The following is an 18259-nucleotide window of genomic DNA, read 5'->3' as shown; positions in this document are numbered from 1 at the left end:
TTTTATTACCCATCAAGAGTAACATAAATTTTCAGCTGCTGACACCTTTAAAGGACAAAGTTTTTTGACATAAAAAAGCAGCCGGACGAAGCAGTGATATGACCCTCAAATTTAAGACAACTTTGGCCGTCATATGAGCAAACAGACTAGCCGTTTATGTTAAAAGTTTTAATCAGTGAAAACCTCTTGCGCCAGATCAAATGCAGACCATGCTTTAGGCCAGCCGCAATAAAAGGCCAGGTGGGTAATCAACTCCACCATTTCGTCTTTGGTAATACCGTTCTTTTTGCCCATAATCATATGTGATTTAAGTTGGGGAAAAGCGCCTTGTGCCATTAATGCAGCACAGGTAATTAAGCTACGGTCGCGTGCAGATAATTTATCTTCTCTTGACCAAACTTCACCAAATAAAACATCATCATTTAATTCTGCAAATTTAGGTGCAAAATCACCTAATTTATCTCTACCAGCAGTTTGTTTTTTCATTTTTAGTCCTCCAGTTTCTCATATTCTTCATCTGTAACAGGTTCCAACCATTTAGGCGTTCCCGCAGTAATAGCTATATGTGCAAACCAACTGTTCTTGGTAGCGCCGTGCCAATGTTTGACGCTGTCATGAACTACGACGACATCTCCTGGGTGCAGTTTGCGTGCCGGCTTACCTTCTTCTTGATACCAGCCTTCACCAGCAGTAGCTAATAAAATTTGAAAGCCGCCAATGTGCTGGTGCCAGTTGTTGCGACAACCGGGTTCAAAACTGACATTTGAGACGCTGACATTAATATCAGGATCACTGACTAAACTTTGCTGGTAGCTTTGACCCTTAAAATATTTTTGATAAGCAGTATTTTTGGCACCTAAAGCAAAAATACCATTTTGCACATCACTTTTATGATCGTCCATTTTTTTAACTCCTTTATATTTGATTTAATAAGATTACTTTAATCCTTAACGTAAACTTTAAGTCAAGTTATTTTAACAGATGGGTTCAATGAGTTTTATTAATAATGACTATTGTTTTTTGAATAGTATATATTGGAAAAATGTAATGTGATAAAATTAATTTGATAAATGAAAGCGATTTATATTAAGGAGATTTATATGATTTATCATAAAGATTTTGCATGGGATGCAAATTATGATGTTGTTGTTTTAGGATTTGGCGGTGCTGGTGCCACTGCTGCTCGGTTTGCGGCTGATCATGACGCTAAAGTGCTGCTGGTTGATGCAGCTCCTGAAGGGCACGAAGGTGGTAATACCCGGTATTCTGCCCAATTAATTGGTACTGGTAACGATTTTGATGAGTTAAAAAAGTATTATCAGAAACTAACGGCGCCAATGGAACTTGACGAAGAGATGATTGATACTTATGTCGACGGGATGGTACACATTCCTGAATATGTTTCTAAATATTTAGGTGTTAAACCAAATAGTGCTAAGGAATATGCCCCTGACAAAAGTTATGCTTTCAGGGAATTCCCGGAATTTCCAGGTTCAGAGTCCTATGATTTCACCACTGTCACTAAACATTGGTTTGATGCTTCCTTATGGCAGATTTTAAAAGAGCAGGTAGTAAAACGACAAGACAAAATTGATGTTTTGTACAGCACGCCTGCTCAAGAACTAATTCAAGATCCGGAAACTAAAAAGATTTACGGCGTAGTGATTAAGCGTGATGGTAAGCTGCTCAAAGTTCAGGCTAAAAATGGTGTTGTCATGACTACCGGTGGTTTTGAAAATAATCAAAGAATGATTGAAGACTTTATTGGCGCCAAAAGACTTGCACCTTTAGGCACCCTTTACAACAAAGGTGACGGTCTGAGAATGGCCCTGGAAGCTGGCGCTGATTTTTGGCATTTACATAATTATGAGTCTTTAGGTCTGCTTCATGGTATGGCTTTTGCGGTACCAGCGGGACAACGCGGTCGCTTAATGTTAGGGCCTCAAAATGAAGTTGTTTCTAGCGGTAGTGCCTTTGTTATCGGTGATGACGGTACCAGATACTTTAATGAAACTGAAGAAAACCGCCACGGCCATATCAAGAATCATGGTCAATGGAAAGTGCCGTTAAATCAAGAGCACCCATACTTGATTTTTGATGAAACTAAAAAGCATGAATTAGATAGCGATAAAATTATTGGCGATTATAAACCATACACAGAAAATGTTATCAAAGCTGACTCTGTTTCCGAATTAGCCGATAAAATTGGGGTTGCACCGGCAGTATTGTCAGACACCCTCAATCGTTTCAATCAAGCATGTCAAAAGCAAGATGATCCCGAATTTAGAAGAGAGCCAGCAACTTTACGTGCATTTACTGGTAACACAATTTATGCTGTCAGACTAGAACAAACTATGCTCAATACGCAAGGTGGTCCTAGAAGAAATAAGAATGCCGAAATTTTAGATACCAGAGGTGAAGCAATTCCTAATCTTTATTCTGCTGGTGAACTTGGCGGTATCTGTGCTAACCAATATCAAGGTGGCAATAACTTGGCTGAATGCTTAATTTGGGGCAAGATTGCTGGAGAAAATGCTGCTAAGCCAAAAGCTGCTGCAACTACTGATGCAGCAAGTGGTGCTACTATGCCTGAAAAGCACTTAACTTCGGATCTTAAACACGAAACCTATGAAACAGGAGAAAACCAATATATTGGTAAATCAACTAAAGGTATGGGTGATGAAATAGTTGTCCGGGTAACTGTTGATGAGCAAAAGAACTTGAAGAATATTGAAGTTTTGAAACAAGCTGAGTCGGATGACTATGGCTTGAAAGCTATCAAGAGTTTACCTGCCAAAATGGTTCAGGAAAATACCGTTGATGTTGATGCAGTCAGTGGTGCCTCAAGCTCATCGCGCGGTCTAAAAGATGCGGTCAATGATGCGTTAAGTAAGATAAAGTAACTGTTTTTAAAAAGGCCATTTGCGCTAAATGGTCTTTTTGTATACACTAAATCAAATTGTGCAATACAAATCTATGTTTTTATAATAAATGTTTTTGGTTATAATATATACATAAACAATACTAAGGCTTTTAATGAGGTAATCAAAAAATGAATTTTACGCAATTACGATGTTTTATCAAAGCTGTTGATAATTCGAGTTTCACTATCGCGGCTGAACGACTAAATTTTTCCCAGTCAGCAGTTTCCAAAAATATTAAGGATCTTGAAAATACTATTGGCGTTACCTTAATTAATCGCGCGCATCATCGTATTTCTCTCACTAATGCAGGCAAATATTTTTATCATGTTGCCAGAAATGTTGTAGACGATATGGACTACACCGTTGCCTATTTACAGAGTCAAAAAAATGACCCGGAAACATTGTTGCGAATTGGAGTTTGTGATACTCCGCTGGAGCAAAAAATTTTACCAATCTTTTTACGTAAATTGCGGGAATCTGGCAGTAATCTCAACGTCCAATTTATTTTTGTACTTAATAATTCTATTGGGGAACTTCTCAACCATCACGTTGATTTATGTGCCATTGCAAGAGATGATGTTGAGGTAGTTGCGGATGTTAAATTCAAGCCCTTAATTCAAGGACAATTTGTTTTGGCATGTCCCAAGGGTTCGCCTTTAGCTGAAAAAGAACTAATTACTTTAAAAGATCTAAAGAATACTAATATCTTTTTACTAGATCCCAATAGTTCTTTAAATGTGCAGATGAGGTATCAGGACATTCTTATCAATAATATGGGGATGGATCATATAAAATTTGTGCAAGACTTTTTAGCTATGGACATTTATGTAAAAGCAGGCTGGGGTTATGGGGTACTACCTAATTTTATCGTTGATGGTAGTGCCAAAGATGTATCGTATATTCCTATTGATTATCATGAGATATCTCCATATGGTATTGCATATATGGAATCTTTTACAAATGAATCTGTTTTAAATCAAGTTGTTAAGATTTTAAGGGAAACAATTAAAGAATATTCACCAGTAAAAAAATAATTTTAGTAAAATTAAGTTATTTAAATAATACTTGCAGTAGGCATCTGATTGTTGTTACTGTAAGTATTTTTTCTTGAGCAAAAAATTATGAAACAATGTTATACATTCCATTTTGTAATCTTCAATTCTGAAATGCGTGAAAAGAATCACTTGACTCATAGTATCATGTAAGCGATTGAGAAATTAGTTTTAAAAAGTGAGGGACAAAAATGGAAAATACTTATGATGTAATTATCGCCGGTGCCAGTAATGCCGGTGGTATGGCAGCATGTGCCGCGGCAGAAAAAGGAGCTAAAGTTCTGTTAATTGATAAACAGGGCAGTTCACAATTTCTCTACCGGTCTTTCTTTGCCGCTCTGAATAGTAATGCTCAAAAACGGGCAGGTATTAAGGTTGATAAAGCTAAATTAATGAACTTTTTAACTTTATTTTTCCAAGATAATGTTGATGAGCGTCTACTTTGGACCTGGGCAAATCATGCTGATGAAACAGCGAACTGGCTGGAAGATAACATTCTAAAACCAAATGGTGGCGTCTTGAGACCGCAAAAGGATGCTTACTATGAAACAGTTGTTAACACCGCTTTTAACACTGAACTTGCAATTGCAACACCTGACAATGGTTGGGCTCATTATGGTGATTGGGTGATTGATAAAGTTAAGGAGTTAGGAGTAACTCTTAAATACAATACTAAGCTTGAAGAACTCGTCACTGATGATAGCGGTGCGGTAACCGGTGTGATTACCAGCGCTCGTGATAGCGGTGAAAAAACCGAATATCAGGCTACCAAGGGTGTCATTATTTGTACAGGTGGCTATGGCGGCAACGTTGAATTAATGAAGAAGTGGGATCCGCTTGGCTACAAGAAGAACGTTTATTCTGACGGTCCACGTGATGACGGTTCAGGTATTCTTGCCGGTTTGAAAGTGGGAGCAGCCCGCGATGAAGAACCTGCAGAAATTATTTTTGACCGTGGTGCTGTTCCTGTTGGTACCAATGCTGAAGAACATTATCAAATTGACTTTAAGGGTCCCGGCTATTTCTGGATGGGTGCATACCCAATGCTTAAAGTTAACCTGAACGGTGAACGTTTTGGTAACGAAAGTGTGCCTTACCAATTTGATATTAATGCAATGGCCAAGCAGCCGGGATACCTGGAAGCACAAATTTGGTCAGAAGATACTATGGATCACTTGGCCCAGTTCAAGACTCAAGGCTGCTCACGTTTAGGCTGGCCTGGTATTTACAATACTGAAGAAAATAAGGCTGAGATTCAACGCAGAATTGATGATGGTATGGTTCAAAAAGCCAATACCATTGAAGAATTGGCTGAAAAATTGAACTTACCAAAAGATAACTTGGTTAACAGTGTTAAACGCTATAACGAGATGTGTGCAAAAGGCGTTGATACTGATTTTGGTAAAGAAAAATTCAGATTATTCCCAGTAGATAAAGCGCCATACTATGGTGTTATTATGGGTGGCCGCCTGCTGGCAACACTAGATGGCTTGCGTATTAATACCAAGATGGAAGTAATTGATAAGATGGGTAAGCCGATTCCTCATTTGTATGCGGCTGGTAATGCCAGTGGTGGTTTCTTCTGGGGCAGTTACCCAGACCGTGTTCCAGGTCTTACTTGCAGCCATGCTCAAACGTTCGGCCGTTTAGCTGGACAATATGCCGCTGAAAATTAGTTTTAATCACAAAAGGAGTTTTAATTTATTATGGATGAAAAACAGTTACCTAAGCTTTCTAGTTACAGATGGGTAATTTTAGCTATTATATCTTTGATGGATGCTACTAGCAGTTACATCCAGTATCAAATTTCTGCTTTAGCTACACAAGTTATGCCGGCTTTACATATTGCACCGGCACAATTCCAAAGCTTACTAATGGCTCCAATGTTTGTCGCAGTTTTCCTCAGTATTCCTGCTGGATCACTGGGAGATAAATATGGTGCTAAGAAAATTGTTACTTTTGGTTGTTTTGTTTCACTTATTGGTGCTTATGGTCGTATAATCGCTACTAATTTTGCTACGATGATGATTATGTTGCTGCTATTTGGTGTTTATATGGCACTTCTGAGTGCCAATGCCTTAAAGATATTTGGTATATGGTTTAAACAAGATACTAAACTGGCTATGGGAGTATTCTTTGCATCAGCAAGTATTGGTATCATGTTAACGCAATTAACTTCTCACATGTTCCCAAGCGTTAAAGCAGCTTATATTTTCTCATCTACACTTTTATTAATATTAACTGTTTGCTGGATTTTATTTGTTAAAGAGAAGCCTGAAGGTGAAGAGGTTCCGCCAGTTCAGGCTCAGGCTCCACAGGCTAAGCCTGAATCAGCAATGAAGTACTTTAAAGTTGTAGCACGCAGCAAGAAGACTTGGTTAGTTGGTCTTGCTGGTGGTTTAGGTGTTGCTGCCAGTGAAAGCTTTTCCGGTATTTTGCCACAAGCCTTTGCTGCTCGTGGTATGACACCTGCTGCAGGTAGTATGATAGCAGCTATTGCAACTATTGGTAGTTTGTGCGGCTCATTATTTGGGCCTGGATTGATCAACAAAGCTAAAAAGGCTAAGCCGGTAATGATTGTCTTTACCCTTATAGGTGGCTTTTTAATGGCAATGACTTGGTTCATACCTTTAGGTTTGCCGCTAACTATTGCTTTAATTCTTGGTGGCCTATTTGGTGCCATGACTGGCCCAATTATGAACTCCATGCCGATTCAGTTCCCTGAAGTAGGTCCTAAATATGCCGGTAGTGCTGGAGGACTTGTAAGTACAGTTTCACTACTTCTTTCATCTTGTCTTCCAACCGTAATCGGTTTAATTGCTGGTAGAAACTATGAATTAACATTTATGATTCAAGGAACATTTTTCGCAATCACCGCTATTATCATTGGGATTCTGCCAGATGCAAATGGTAGTCGTCCACGTAAATAAACGAAAGGAATTTTGTAATGACCAAAAAAATAACTGCAAATCCGGGCAAATACACTGGCTCGGGTCAAGGTAAAGAAAGTCAAATTAACCTTGAAGTTGAGGTTGACACAGATAAAATCGTTAATGTCAAACCATTGGATAAATATGCACCAGACAGTTTGGCTGACAATGCATTTAAGAAGATGGCCCAAAAGATTGTTGACCAGCAATCAGTTGATGTTGATGTCGTTTCTGGAGCTTCCGAAACTTCTCGCGGGATTATTGCGGGTGTAAAAGAAGCCCTTGATAAAGCCGGTGTTGATTATGATGCTCTTAAAGAAAATGGTAGTCAAAATGCCGGTAAGAAGGAAGAAACGATTGACGTTGATGTCGCTGTTGTTGGTGCCGGTGGTGCTGGCGTGGCAGCTGCTTTAGCTGCACGGCAACATGGCGCAAGCGTTGCTTTATTTGAAAAAACCATTTCTCCACTTGGCGCAAGTACGTTTGCCGGAGGAATGTTTGCCGGCGACAGTCAACAACAAAAAGACCAAGATGCAGTCGTTTCTAAGAAGTGGCTTTATGACGAATACATGGACGCTTCTCAAGGCTATATGAACTCAATTCTTGTGCGCCGCATTATCGATGAATCAGGTAAGACCGTTGATTGGTTAAATGAAAACGGCGCGATTATGAAATTGGTTGATGCTGGTACTGGTGGCAGCTATGATCATATTGGCATGCCTGCTACCCTTCATGGCTATCAAGAAGGCGGCACTAAAGCAGTAACTAAATTGATTGAAAAATTCAAGTCAATTGGCGGTAAGATGTACTTTGGCTTTGCTGGCAAAAAACTGCTGCAAGATGATGACAAAGTTGTTGGTTTAATTGGTGAAAGTGATGAAGAAACGCTCCACGTTAACGCTAAGAAAGTTGTTATTGCCACAGGTGGCTTTGGCGGCAACCCTGAAATGCGTAAGGAATACCTGGGTGATGTCAGCACACAAGGGCAGGTTTTGCAAAATACCGGTGACGGTTTGAATATGGCCTGGGATGCAGGAACTGCTCATCATATTAACGGCTCAACCCATTACTTCTGGCAAACATTTAGTAATAAAGATATTGGTGATATGGCTAAACTTGTCGGCCCCAACTGGATGCCTGTTAATGCACTGGCAGACTTTCCGAACTTGCGCGTTAATAATCGCGGCCAGCGTTATGCCAGTGAAACCCACGCGTTAGACTTTGCTGTTCATGGTGCTGAACTGTCAGAACAACCGCAACAAACTGAATTCGTTATCTTTGATCAGGCAATGCTCGATAAGATCAAAGAAGGCGGCACAGTTGCAATTGAAGATCACTATGGCAAGTGGAAGAACCATCGCCAGTTCTATATGGAATTTAATTATCCAACTGATACTGAAGAAAATATTAAGCATGAACACGAAAAGACAGACTTTACTGCACTATTAAATAAGCTGGCTTCAACTAATGTTGTATTTATTGGTAATACAATTGCTGAATTAGCTGAAAAAATGGGTGTTAACAAAGAAAATCTGCAAAAAGCGGTTGAGCAATACAATAACGCTAAGAAGAAGGGTGAAGATGACTTGTTCTTCTCTGATACCAAGAGAATGATTCCGGTTGAAAACGGACCATTTTACGCTGTGAAATTTATTGCCCGTAACCTGGGAACTCTTGGCGGTGCCACAATTGATGAAAAAATGCATGCTTTAACTGCAAAAGGCGAACCTGTGCCTAACCTTTACGTAGCTGGTGCCGATGCATCTGGAATGTATGGCAAGGCTTATGTTGATTTTGAAGGTGGTACTTTAGGCTTTGCTTATATTTCTGGTAGGTTAGCCGGGATTGATGCAGCTGAAACTGCTAAAGCCGGTAAATAGTTTTATATAAAATCAGGTATAAATTTTAAAAACTGATTTGTGCATGATTTTTTACTTGAGGAAGAGAATATGACACAAGAAAAATATGATGTAGTAATTGTTGGCGCTGGACTTGCCGGTTTTGCGGCTGCAGATGAAGCTGTTGACAATAATTTGCAAACTTTGCTGGTTGAAAAAGGTAAAACAACTGGTGGCACTGGTAACTATGTCGAAGGTGTTTTTGCTGCCGATTCAGAACTGCAAAAAAAGGATAACGCGGTTCTGAACAAGGAAGATTTGCTTAAAGAAGAACTGACTTATTCGCATTACAAGGCAGACGGTAAAATGTGGCAAAAATATATTGACAATGCTGGTAAAAACGTTTCTTGGCTTGAAGACCATGGTGCCGTAATTGGTATGGTAGCAAACTTGGGTTCCGGTGCCCGGACCTGGCATTTATTTAAAGGCAGGGGTCATGATGCTATTCATAATGGCTTAGAGCCATACGCTAAGAAAAAGGGCATCACGATTCTTACTTTAACTAGAGTAACTGACTTAAAACAAAATGCTGACCACACTTATGATGTTACTCTGACTAATGTAGTAGAAAAAACTACTCAAGTTGTTACTGCTAAAAACGTGGTTTTGGCTACAGGTGGTTATCTGAACGACCAAAAGTTATTAGAAAGTACGCCTCACCAAAATCCTGATAACATTATTCCTGTTAACTCTGGTAAAAATACCGGTGACGGTTTGAGACTGGCCTGGAAGCTGGGCGCTAAAAAATACTTTACCGGAATGGCAATGATGTTTGGTGGCCAACTAAAAGATAAGACTGTTCCTTCATTCAAATTATGGGGGACAGCTATCTGGAGTTCAGTTTGTGACCAGCCGCAAATGTGGGTTAATGAATTAGGCGAGCGTTTTGTTGATGAAAGTGCAGCTGTTGTGAACTGGGCTAACGAAGGCAACTCAATGAACCGCCAAGATCGGGTCTTCTGCATCTTTAGTCAAAAGATTTTGGATGACTTTACTGATAAATCTTACCCAAGGTCAATGAAGCCATTTGTTCCAGAAGACAGGTACCCGACTTTGCGTGATGACATTGCCAAGGCCGAAAAAGAAGGTCGCCAGTACCTGCACAAGGCCGCAACACTGGAAGAACTAGCTCAGGAAATTGCTACTCCTAATTTAGTTGCTTACGTTAAACATTATAATGAGATGGCGGCAAACGGTGAAGATACCGATTTTCATAAACCGGCCAAATATTTGTTGCCAGTTGATGGCAAAGGTCCATTTTACGCTATTGAATTAGGTGTTGGTGCCTATACTACTGGTGACGGCCTTCGTGTTAATATCAATAATGAAGTACTTGATACTAAAGGCAGACCTATTGCAGGCTTATATGCTATTGGTGGTGACGGTTCTGCTGTTCTGTATGGTGATACTTATGGTGTTAATGTTCCTGGTACACATGCAGGTTATTGTATCTTTTCAGGTCGTAATGCCATCAAAGCAATTGCGGCTAAGGAATAAAAAAGCCAAAAATAATAAAATAATAAAATAATATCCCAAATTAAAAGACTAACTCCCGTTTTGATGTGAGTTAGCCTTTTTTTGCTTGAAAACTTAAATTATGCGTTTGCTTTTACAAATTGGTCTACTTCAGCTAAATATAATTGCTTTTGGCGCTGACTGATCCAAGAGGTCTCAAAAGAATTTTTAGCAAGTTGCACGATTTGATCTTGTGACAGATCAAATTTTTGTGCTAAAGCATAATAATTATCACTGATGTAGCCTTTGAAGTAAGCAGGGTCATCTGAATTAATGGAAACTTTTACTCCCGCATTCAAAAGTTCGATTACTTCTTTACCCTTCATTTCTGGTGAAACAAAGCTGTTAGATAGCGGGCAGGCAGTCAAGCCAATTTGTCTTTTGGCAGCTAATTCAACCAGGTCTGGGTCTTCCACAATGTTGGTGCCATGATCAAGCCGTTCAACTTCCATAATTTCTAAAGCCTGACGAATATGTTCAATTGAATCTTTTTGATCAATGTCACAGTGAGTAGTGATGTGCAGTCCAGCAGCAACTGCGTCTTCAAACTGGCGGGCAAATTTTAGTGGCGGATTGTTATGCTCATCAGAGTCAAGTCCAATGCCAATTATCTTATCACGGTACTTGAGACCTTCCTGCAGGGTCTTTCTAGCAGATTCTTTAGAAAAATCACGTAAAAAGCACATGATTAGGTGAGCATCAACGTTTAATGCCCGTGCATCAATAGTAGCTTGATAAAGACCATTGAGTACAACTTCAAATGGGATGCCGCGGCTAGTGTGAGCTTGGGGGTCAAAAAATAGTTCTACATGTCGAACATTGTTGGCAGCAGCCTTAGTTAAATAAGCCCAGGCCAAGTCGTAAAAATCTTCTTCAGTTTGTAAAACATTCATTGCTGGATAATAGACAGCTAGAAATGATGCCAAATCATGGTAATTATAAGTCTTTTGGACATCTTCAATTGTAGTTTGTCCTATATCCACATGATTACGTTTGGCTAACTTTAACTTCAATTCAGGTTCTAATGTTCCTTCAATATGCAAATGCAATTCGGCTTTAGGCAAGCCCCGTGTAAATTCTGGTGTGACGACTGAACTCATGTAATCCTCCTTAGACAATGTTCTTGTTTTTTATTTGTTATTTTAGTTTAGCACAATTTTTATAATAAAAATAGAGTAAAAAACGAACAAATTAAAGAGCATTAACAAATATGTTCTTTAATAAAATACCTAACTAAGAATCTAGTTAGGTAAAATAATTAAAAATTCCAATTAAGTATTTTAATCGCAATGGCGCCATTTTGCATCTGTTAAAATGCGGGCTGTTAATAAGCCGATTGGCAGGGCAGTAATAATCATCAAAGCATCCATAATCCAATAAGCACCGACATTAATGTTAGTAATGCCAAAATTAAAGACAGCGCGATACATGTATAAGCCGGGAACCATGATGACAATTGCGGGAACAGTGATCGCAATACGGGGGAAACCAACTTTATCACGGACAAAACTGGCAATTAGTCCTGCTAATAATGCCCCAATGAATGCTGCTAGAGCGGCTGGAACATGGTTAAATTCAACTAGACTTAAACGCAGGGTATTTGCCAGAGCACCAATCACGGCAGCAACTGTTGCCATTGATAATTTAGCATTAAACATAATTGAAAAGCCAAAAACACCACAAAAACTGGCAATTATTCTAAGCATTGTTAATAAAGCCGGATTAAGATTTAGTTTTGGCATAGCCCCTGGTGATAAGTTGAGCATGGTAGCCATGCCCCAGCCTACCATTGAAGCAATCATAACGACTAAGATAGCATAGGCCAGTCTTTCAAGTCCTGAACGCATATCAAGTTTCGACATATCAAGACCAGATGTGATAAAAGGAAAACCGGGAATGACATAGAGCATTGAGCCGATATAACCATAAGCATGATTACTACTCCAAGACCAAATTATTGTTCCTAATTTAAAGCAAAGGAAATACACTGCGCAGGAAACTGCTACACCGACAGTTATTTTGGCAACAAGAGTAATTTTCTTTTTACCCATTAGTTGACGAAAATAGTTACCAATCAAAGCGCCTAAAAATGTACAGAACATTTCTGGCAGACCACCACCAAGTAAAAAAATAAAACTGGCACATGCCAAACCAGCGCTCAAAGCGGAAATAATTAGGGGATAGCTTTGAGTATGGCGCTCAATTTGATTCAATTTATGATGAATCGCCCCAATTGTCCAATGACCATTTTCAGCTTCAAATTTGCGGACAAAATCTTCCATTTCATTTAACTTATTCATATTGACTTCTGTAGCTGGCAAAGAAAGTGTCTGCGAGTATGACTTGTTATCAACATCAAAGCAGGTATAGCTGATAGTTACTAAGCCAATGTCGGCTGAACAAGTAATTTTGAGTGCCCGTGCAATGGTATTCATCGAATCGCGCACACGCCAGGCTCCAGTGCCACATTGCAGCAGCATTATACCGATTCTGCCGACTAAAGATCCTTTTTCTACCAGAGTAATATCCTTGACTAAAGTATCATCAGAGCTTTTAAAAAACTGTTTCCAGTGAATTCTCATGTGATGCTTACTAGAAATCTTGGGATATGATGCTGGAGATTGTTCGTCTTTCATAACTGCTTTTTGACCTTTCTGTTATTAGTATAGTGTTTTAATTTTACCATATTGGTGGCTGAACCAATTTGACAAGATATATTGTGGCAAAAGTGATAATTATAAAAAAGTGTAGTATACTACAGTATGACAATAATAGTGTTGAGATTTCAGTTGAGGTAAAGTAACAATGACAGCTTTTCTAAATCGAATTGGTCCTAAAATTAAAATTGCCAATACATTGATTGAAAAAGAATTAAACAAAGAGTTCGGTGAAATTTTCAGGGATTATTCTTTAACTGGTGCCCAAATTTCCTTGATGATTTATTTATATGATTCAAAAGAAAGAAAAATAACGCAAAAAGAGGTAGCTGATATATTTGTGCTAAGTCATCCTACAATTCGAGGAATAGTTAAGCGCTTAGAGGCAAATAAGTTAATTGTTACTTCACGTTTAGAAAATGATCAAAGGCAAATTGTGTTAGAGCTTTCGGATAAAGGCTTTAATTTGATTGACAAAAATATTTTTAAGATCCGGACAATTATGACAAACATTAATAAGCGCATTACTAAGGACTTGTCAAAGCAAGAAATTTCAGAACTTGAACAAGTCTTAAATAAAATTTCTGCAAATTTCTAATTATTATTAGCAAAAATGTAGCATGCTACATTAAAGAAGGGACTAAAATGATCAAAAATATTTCTAATAAAAAAAGAGCTTTAATGATGGCCGTTTTACTATTTGGAGCATTTGTTTCGCTACTAGCGGAAACTTTTCTCAATAACGCTCTCCCCACAATAATGGCTACGTTTAAAGTTAATCAATCCACTGCTCAATGGCTTACTACCTCTTATTTATTGGTCGTGGGATTGATGATTCCCATGTCAGCTTGGGTCTTTGAATCCTTTAAGTTGAAACAGAACTTTTTAACAATGATGCTAATCTTTTTTACGGGATCAGTCATTTGTATTTTTGCTCCTAATTTTGCCACATTACTAGTCGGCAGAATTATTGAAGCTGTGGCGGCCGGTAGTTTAATGCCATTTATTCAAAACGTCATTTTGATTATGTTTCCTCCTGCAAAAAGAGGCATGGCAATGGGAATCACTGGCTTGGTAATTGGATTTGGTCCAGCTGTTGGTCCCACGATTTCGGGATTAATCTTAAAGTATGCAGACTGGCAAATGCTTTTTATTATTTTAAGTATTGCCAGTGGGTTGGTAGCTATTTGTACTGTTTTTTGTATTCAAAATATCACTCAACCGCGCAAAAGCAATACTGATTTAATATCATTTATTGAATCTATTTTGGGCTTTGGCTTAATCTTGTATTCCCTGTCTGATATCGGGAACACTGGCAAAATTACAATTGCAATAGCAGCTCTTTTTACACTTGGTGTACTAATTATTTTGTTATTTTGTCGACGTCAGTTACATATGAGGAAACCATTACTTAATATTAGAGTTTTTCAAAATTTACAGTTTGACTTGGATACTTTACTAAGTACTATCAGTAATATTTCAATGGTAGGAATTGAATTAGTTTTACCATTATATTTACAAACTACTAGACAAGAGAGTGCATTAACTTCTGGTTTAGTAATGATGCCAGGGGCTCTATTAATGATCATTTGCAATCCGGTTTCAGGAACGTTATTTGATAAGTTTGGTATTAAAAAATTGGCACTTTTTGGTTTTACTATGCTTTTATTAGGCACATTACCAATGGTTGTTTTTAATAGCAATACTAGTCTTGTTTTAATTAGTTTATGTTACGCGCTACGTATGGTGGGAATATCATTTACCATGATGACCACTTTTACTGCGGGTATAAATGTTGTAGAACCTCACATGACGGCACATGCAAATGCGGGTTCATCTACAGTCAGACAAATAGGTGGCTCACTTGGCACAGCATTATCAATGCTGGTAATTAGTTTGTGTGCAGGTGGTACATCGACTGCGAATCTAGCAACTGGATACCGTTGGGGCTTTGTTTTAATGCTGGCTTTTGCAATTATTGGCTTTTGCAGTTCGCTATTTTTGCCTCAAAAAGAAAATTAAATAGTTTTTATTAGTTCAAGTGATAAGCCGTTTAAAATAATTCCTTCCTATACGTTAGACCAAAATAATATTATTCTACTTAGATAATTATGTGTATAGTTAAAGTGACATTGACCAATTAATTTAAGCTAGATCAATTTTTATGAAAACGGTATTATAAAACTGCTGGTTACTTATAGTTAGGAATTGGCTGGCAAACATTGAACTATTCTATAAAGCACGTAAAAATAGATATTAGCTGAGGAAATGAAAACTAATGAAACTAGATAAAACTAATGAAATATTAGATGAGGTTGTCCCTTTAACTCAATATGCTTTTTTAAAAACTAATGATCTGAAAAAAGATAATAATTTTATGAGTTGTTATCAGCACAGTGACAGTTATGGCATTTTTCATGATGGTAAACTTGCAAGTTATATTATGGCAATCCATTTTGCAAGTCAGATTTTTGATCATCAAATTAAAATGTCAGGAATTGGTTATGTCTCCTCATATCCGGAAAATCGCGGCCATGGAGATATTTCCAGGCTAATGAAAGAAATACTGGAAGATCTTCATGACGAAGGTGTTTCGCTATCTAATTTAGCACCATGGTCAGAAACGTTTTATCGGCAATATGGCTATGAAAATACTATTTATCAAAAAACCTATAGTATTGAACCTACAATGTTTAAGTATTTCAAGCTACCCCAGGCTGGTAAAATTTTAAGAGGCAATTGGAGTAATCCGACATTAAGTAGTTTGATAATAAAGCTATACCAAAAGCAAATTGATGCGGGTGAGGAGCGTAATACGATTGTTAGAGCAAAATGGTGGTGGCACAGACTCGAAACATATTATCCTGGCAGATATGTTGCAATTTATGTTGATGAAAATCAGGCTCCTCAGGCCTATATGTTTTATCATTTTGTAAACAAAAAATTTAAGGTTGACGAAATCTATTATACAAACGCGACTGCCATTACTGCATTGCTTAATTTTATTGGTGGTCATATATCTTCCTGTACTGAGTTTGAAATTACTGCACCAGAAGACTCAATGCTTGAGGAATATTTTCCTGATCAGAGTGGCTTAGGCATTAGTGTCCGGCCTTACATGATGTCGAGAATTGTTGACTTTGGAGAAATTTTGTCTAGCGTGAAGTTTGCTGGTGAAAAAACTGCCAATTTAGAAGTTACAGAGGATGGGATTTGTCCGTGGAATGTCGGAGTTTGGCATCTAGTGAATAATTCTGGTGAAACCAGTTGCGCTAAAACCAGTGCCAAACCTGATTTTACTGGGTCAATAACTAACTGGACGAAGGTTTTACTAGGCCATTTAACTTTAAGGCAAGCAATAAAGTTAGGATTAATAAAAAAATTAAGCTCCAGTAAATTGGAATTTTTATCTGGTAAAGTGAGTTTTTACGACTATTTTTAACTGAAAATTGTTTCTAATTAACAAAGTAGCAGTTGCATAAATTATGCGACTGCTATTTTTTTGCTTAAAATGAATGATTTTGCAGGAAAATGACAAATTATGAACGAAAATGATTGCTTTTAATTATCAAAGCGCATAAAATACTCGCTGGGGTGAAATATATGTTAACGCCTGAAAGGCAAAAAGTGATTGAGGATTTCGTGAACCAGCATGGTTTATGCCGTGTTAGTGATCTCTGCTCAATAACTTCAACTTCAGAGTCAACCATTAGACGAGATCTTAATCAAATGGCAGAAAAAGGTTTGATTAAACGGGTGCATGGCGGTGCCCAGTCAGTCAAAAGTTTTACTCATGATGTGTCGCAACATATTCGGTTTTCAATGAATCATAATGATAAAAAGCTGATTGCTCAATATGCTGCTGCAAATTTTGTGCATCAAGATGACTATATTTTTATTGATGCAGGAACAACAACATATGAGATGGTTCCTTTTATTGCTGATATTCCACAAGTAACCGTTGTGACTAATGGCTTAGAAACCGCACTTTGTGCTATTAGCCATGGAATTGAGACTATACTTTTGGGTGGTCGAATCAAAGAAAATACTCATGCGGTAGTGGGACAAGCTGCTCTGAAGCAACTGCAGGGGATGAACTTTTCTGCCGGTTTTGTAGGCACAAATGGACTTGATTACCATGGCAATCTAACCACACCCGATACTGAAGAAGCCGCAATTAAAAAAATAGCAATTGCTCAGGCTAATCAGACATATATTTTGGCCGATACTTCTAAAATTGGTGAGTGCAGTTTTGCCACTTTTGCCCAAGTTAAAAACGTCACAGTTCTTACTACTGCGTTAGGTGCAAAAGAAAAAGAACTACTGCCTGCTAAAATTAAACTGAAGGAGATTTGCTAATGATTTATACGGTTACCGTTAATCCTGCCTTGGATTATGTAATTCAATTAAAGCAGGTTAACCGTGGTGAAGTTAATCGCGCTCAAAACTGCTCGTTTTTGGCGGGTGGTAAAGGGATTAACGTTTCCCAAATACTTAATCAGCTGGATATTGATAATACTGCCTGGGGTTTTGTGGGTGGCTTTACTGGCAAGGAGCTGGTACGCCAACTTAATCAGCACCGCATTGTTAACGATTTTGTTACTATTTCTGATGTGACCCGCGTCAATGTGAAGGTGCACGCGGAGGAGGAATCGGAAATTAATGCCGCTGGGCCTAATATTACAGAGCAGGAAATAACTGCTTTTAAAGCGCGACTAAATGACTTGCAAAAAGGCGACATAGTAATTTTAAGTGGTTCATTAGCCCCCAGCTTACCAGTAGATTTTTACAAAGAACTTTTGCCTAGTATTAAAGAAGCACAGGCAGATTTCGTGATTGATACTACCGGTCAGGCTTTGCTCGATACTTTGAGCTACAAACCACTGGTAATTAAACCCAACCATCATGAACTAGCTGATTTGTTTAATACTACTTTTAATTCTGATAAAGAGATGCTTGAGTGTGCGCGCAAATTGCTTGACATGGGTGCGCAAAATGTTATGGTCTCCATGGCTGGCCAGGGCGGTTATTTGATAACCCCTGAGCATTTTTATCATGCTAAAGCAGCTGTTGGAACAGCAGTCAATTCGGTTGGTGCCGGAGACTCCATGATAGCCGGCTTTGTTGGCACTTATGTGAAAACAAATGATCCGGCCGCAAGTTTCCGTATCGGTATGGCTTGTGGTGCAGCCACAGCCTTTACTAAAGATATTGCCGTTAAAAGTCAGATTGATGCTGTGCTGCCGCAAATTAATGTTGAAGAAATTTCGTAAATTGAGGAGA

Annotated in this window: 15 protein-coding genes; 11 read left to right on the top strand and 4 right to left on the bottom strand. The window is 38.3% G+C overall.

The annotated features are described in order from the left end of the window. Nucleotides 1–168: 168 nt before the first annotated feature. Both Q0R51_RS03160 and Q0R51_RS03155 read right to left on the bottom strand, forming a co-directional pair. Nucleotides 169–486, bottom strand: coding sequence for a carboxymuconolactone decarboxylase family protein (locus Q0R51_RS03160; protein ID WP_294756618.1), 318 nt, complete (start codon nt 484–486; stop codon nt 169–171). 2 nt (nt 487–488) lie between these two features. Beyond that, a complete protein-coding gene (locus Q0R51_RS03155; RefSeq protein ID WP_294756616.1) occupies nt 489–902 on the bottom strand; it encodes a cupin domain-containing protein in 414 nt (137 codons plus the stop codon). A gap of 198 nt (nt 903–1100) precedes the next feature. Between Q0R51_RS03155 and Q0R51_RS03150 the strand changes: the two genes are divergently transcribed. From Q0R51_RS03150 to Q0R51_RS03125, 6 genes are all read left to right on the top strand, one after another. Then, the gene (locus Q0R51_RS03150; protein WP_294756615.1) at nt 1101–2903 is read left to right on the top strand and encodes an FAD-binding protein; all 1803 of its coding nucleotides are present in this window, start codon (nt 1101–1103) and stop codon (nt 2901–2903) included. A gap of 149 nt (nt 2904–3052) precedes the next feature. Next, a complete protein-coding gene (locus Q0R51_RS03145) occupies nt 3053–3958 on the top strand; it encodes a LysR family transcriptional regulator (protein ID WP_294756613.1) in 906 nt (301 codons plus the stop codon). A 209-nt stretch (nt 3959–4167) separates the two neighbouring features. Beyond that, a complete protein-coding gene (locus Q0R51_RS03140) occupies nt 4168–5652 on the top strand; it encodes an FAD-dependent oxidoreductase (RefSeq protein WP_294756612.1) in 1485 nt (494 codons plus the stop codon). Between the two features lie 30 nt (nt 5653–5682). Continuing rightward, nucleotides 5683–6906: a nitrate/nitrite transporter gene (locus tag Q0R51_RS03135; protein ID WP_294756611.1), complete on the top strand. Its 1224-nt coding sequence runs from the start codon at nt 5683–5685 to the stop codon at nt 6904–6906. A 17-nt stretch (nt 6907–6923) separates the two neighbouring features. Beyond that, a complete protein-coding gene (locus Q0R51_RS03130; protein ID WP_294756610.1) occupies nt 6924–8786 on the top strand; it encodes an FAD-dependent oxidoreductase in 1863 nt (620 codons plus the stop codon). A gap of 69 nt (nt 8787–8855) precedes the next feature. Next, a complete protein-coding gene (locus Q0R51_RS03125; RefSeq protein WP_294756608.1) occupies nt 8856–10301 on the top strand; it encodes an FAD-dependent oxidoreductase in 1446 nt (481 codons plus the stop codon). A gap of 98 nt (nt 10302–10399) precedes the next feature. On the opposite strand, the gene add is transcribed toward Q0R51_RS03125, so the two are convergent. Together add and Q0R51_RS03115 are read right to left on the bottom strand one after the other, a co-directional pair. Then, complete coding sequence (gene add / locus Q0R51_RS03120; protein ID WP_294756606.1) at nt 10400–11419, bottom strand: adenosine deaminase; 1020 nt, start codon at nt 11417–11419, stop codon at nt 10400–10402. A gap of 180 nt (nt 11420–11599) precedes the next feature. Continuing rightward, nucleotides 11600–12955 carry a threonine/serine exporter ThrE family protein gene (locus Q0R51_RS03115; protein WP_294756604.1) on the bottom strand — a complete coding sequence of 452 codons (1356 nt, stop codon included), beginning with the start codon at nt 12953–12955 and terminating at the stop codon, nt 11600–11602. A gap of 169 nt (nt 12956–13124) precedes the next feature. Between Q0R51_RS03115 and Q0R51_RS03110 the strand changes: the two genes are divergently transcribed. From Q0R51_RS03110 to pfkB, 5 genes are all read left to right on the top strand, one after another. Further along, a complete protein-coding gene (locus tag Q0R51_RS03110) occupies nt 13125–13574 on the top strand; it encodes a MarR family winged helix-turn-helix transcriptional regulator (protein ID WP_294756603.1) in 450 nt (149 codons plus the stop codon). Nucleotides 13575–13621: 47 nt separating this feature from the next. Continuing rightward, nucleotides 13622–14998, top strand: coding sequence for an MDR family MFS transporter (locus tag Q0R51_RS03105; RefSeq protein ID WP_294756601.1), 1377 nt, complete (start codon nt 13622–13624; stop codon nt 14996–14998). Nucleotides 14999–15254: 256 nt separating this feature from the next. Next, nucleotides 15255–16418, top strand: a complete 1164-nt coding sequence (gene eis / locus Q0R51_RS03100; RefSeq protein ID WP_294756600.1) for an enhanced intracellular survival protein Eis — start codon at nt 15255–15257, stop codon at nt 16416–16418. A gap of 161 nt (nt 16419–16579) precedes the next feature. Next, nucleotides 16580–17335 (top strand): DeoR/GlpR family DNA-binding transcription regulator, encoded by a 756-nt coding sequence (locus tag Q0R51_RS03095; RefSeq protein ID WP_294756599.1) that lies wholly within the window; start codon nt 16580–16582, stop codon nt 17333–17335. Further along, nucleotides 17335–18249, top strand: coding sequence for a 1-phosphofructokinase (pfkB, locus tag Q0R51_RS03090; protein WP_294756598.1), 915 nt, complete (start codon nt 17335–17337; stop codon nt 18247–18249). The genes Q0R51_RS03095 and pfkB overlap by 1 nt, the downstream gene beginning before the upstream one ends. Nucleotides 18250–18259 lie beyond the last annotated feature (10 nt).

The organism is uncultured Lactobacillus sp. (assembly GCF_946477725.1).
Taxonomy (GTDB): domain Bacteria; phylum Bacillota; class Bacilli; order Lactobacillales; family Lactobacillaceae; genus Lactobacillus.
This window is presented reverse-complemented; position numbering and strand designations above follow the sequence as displayed.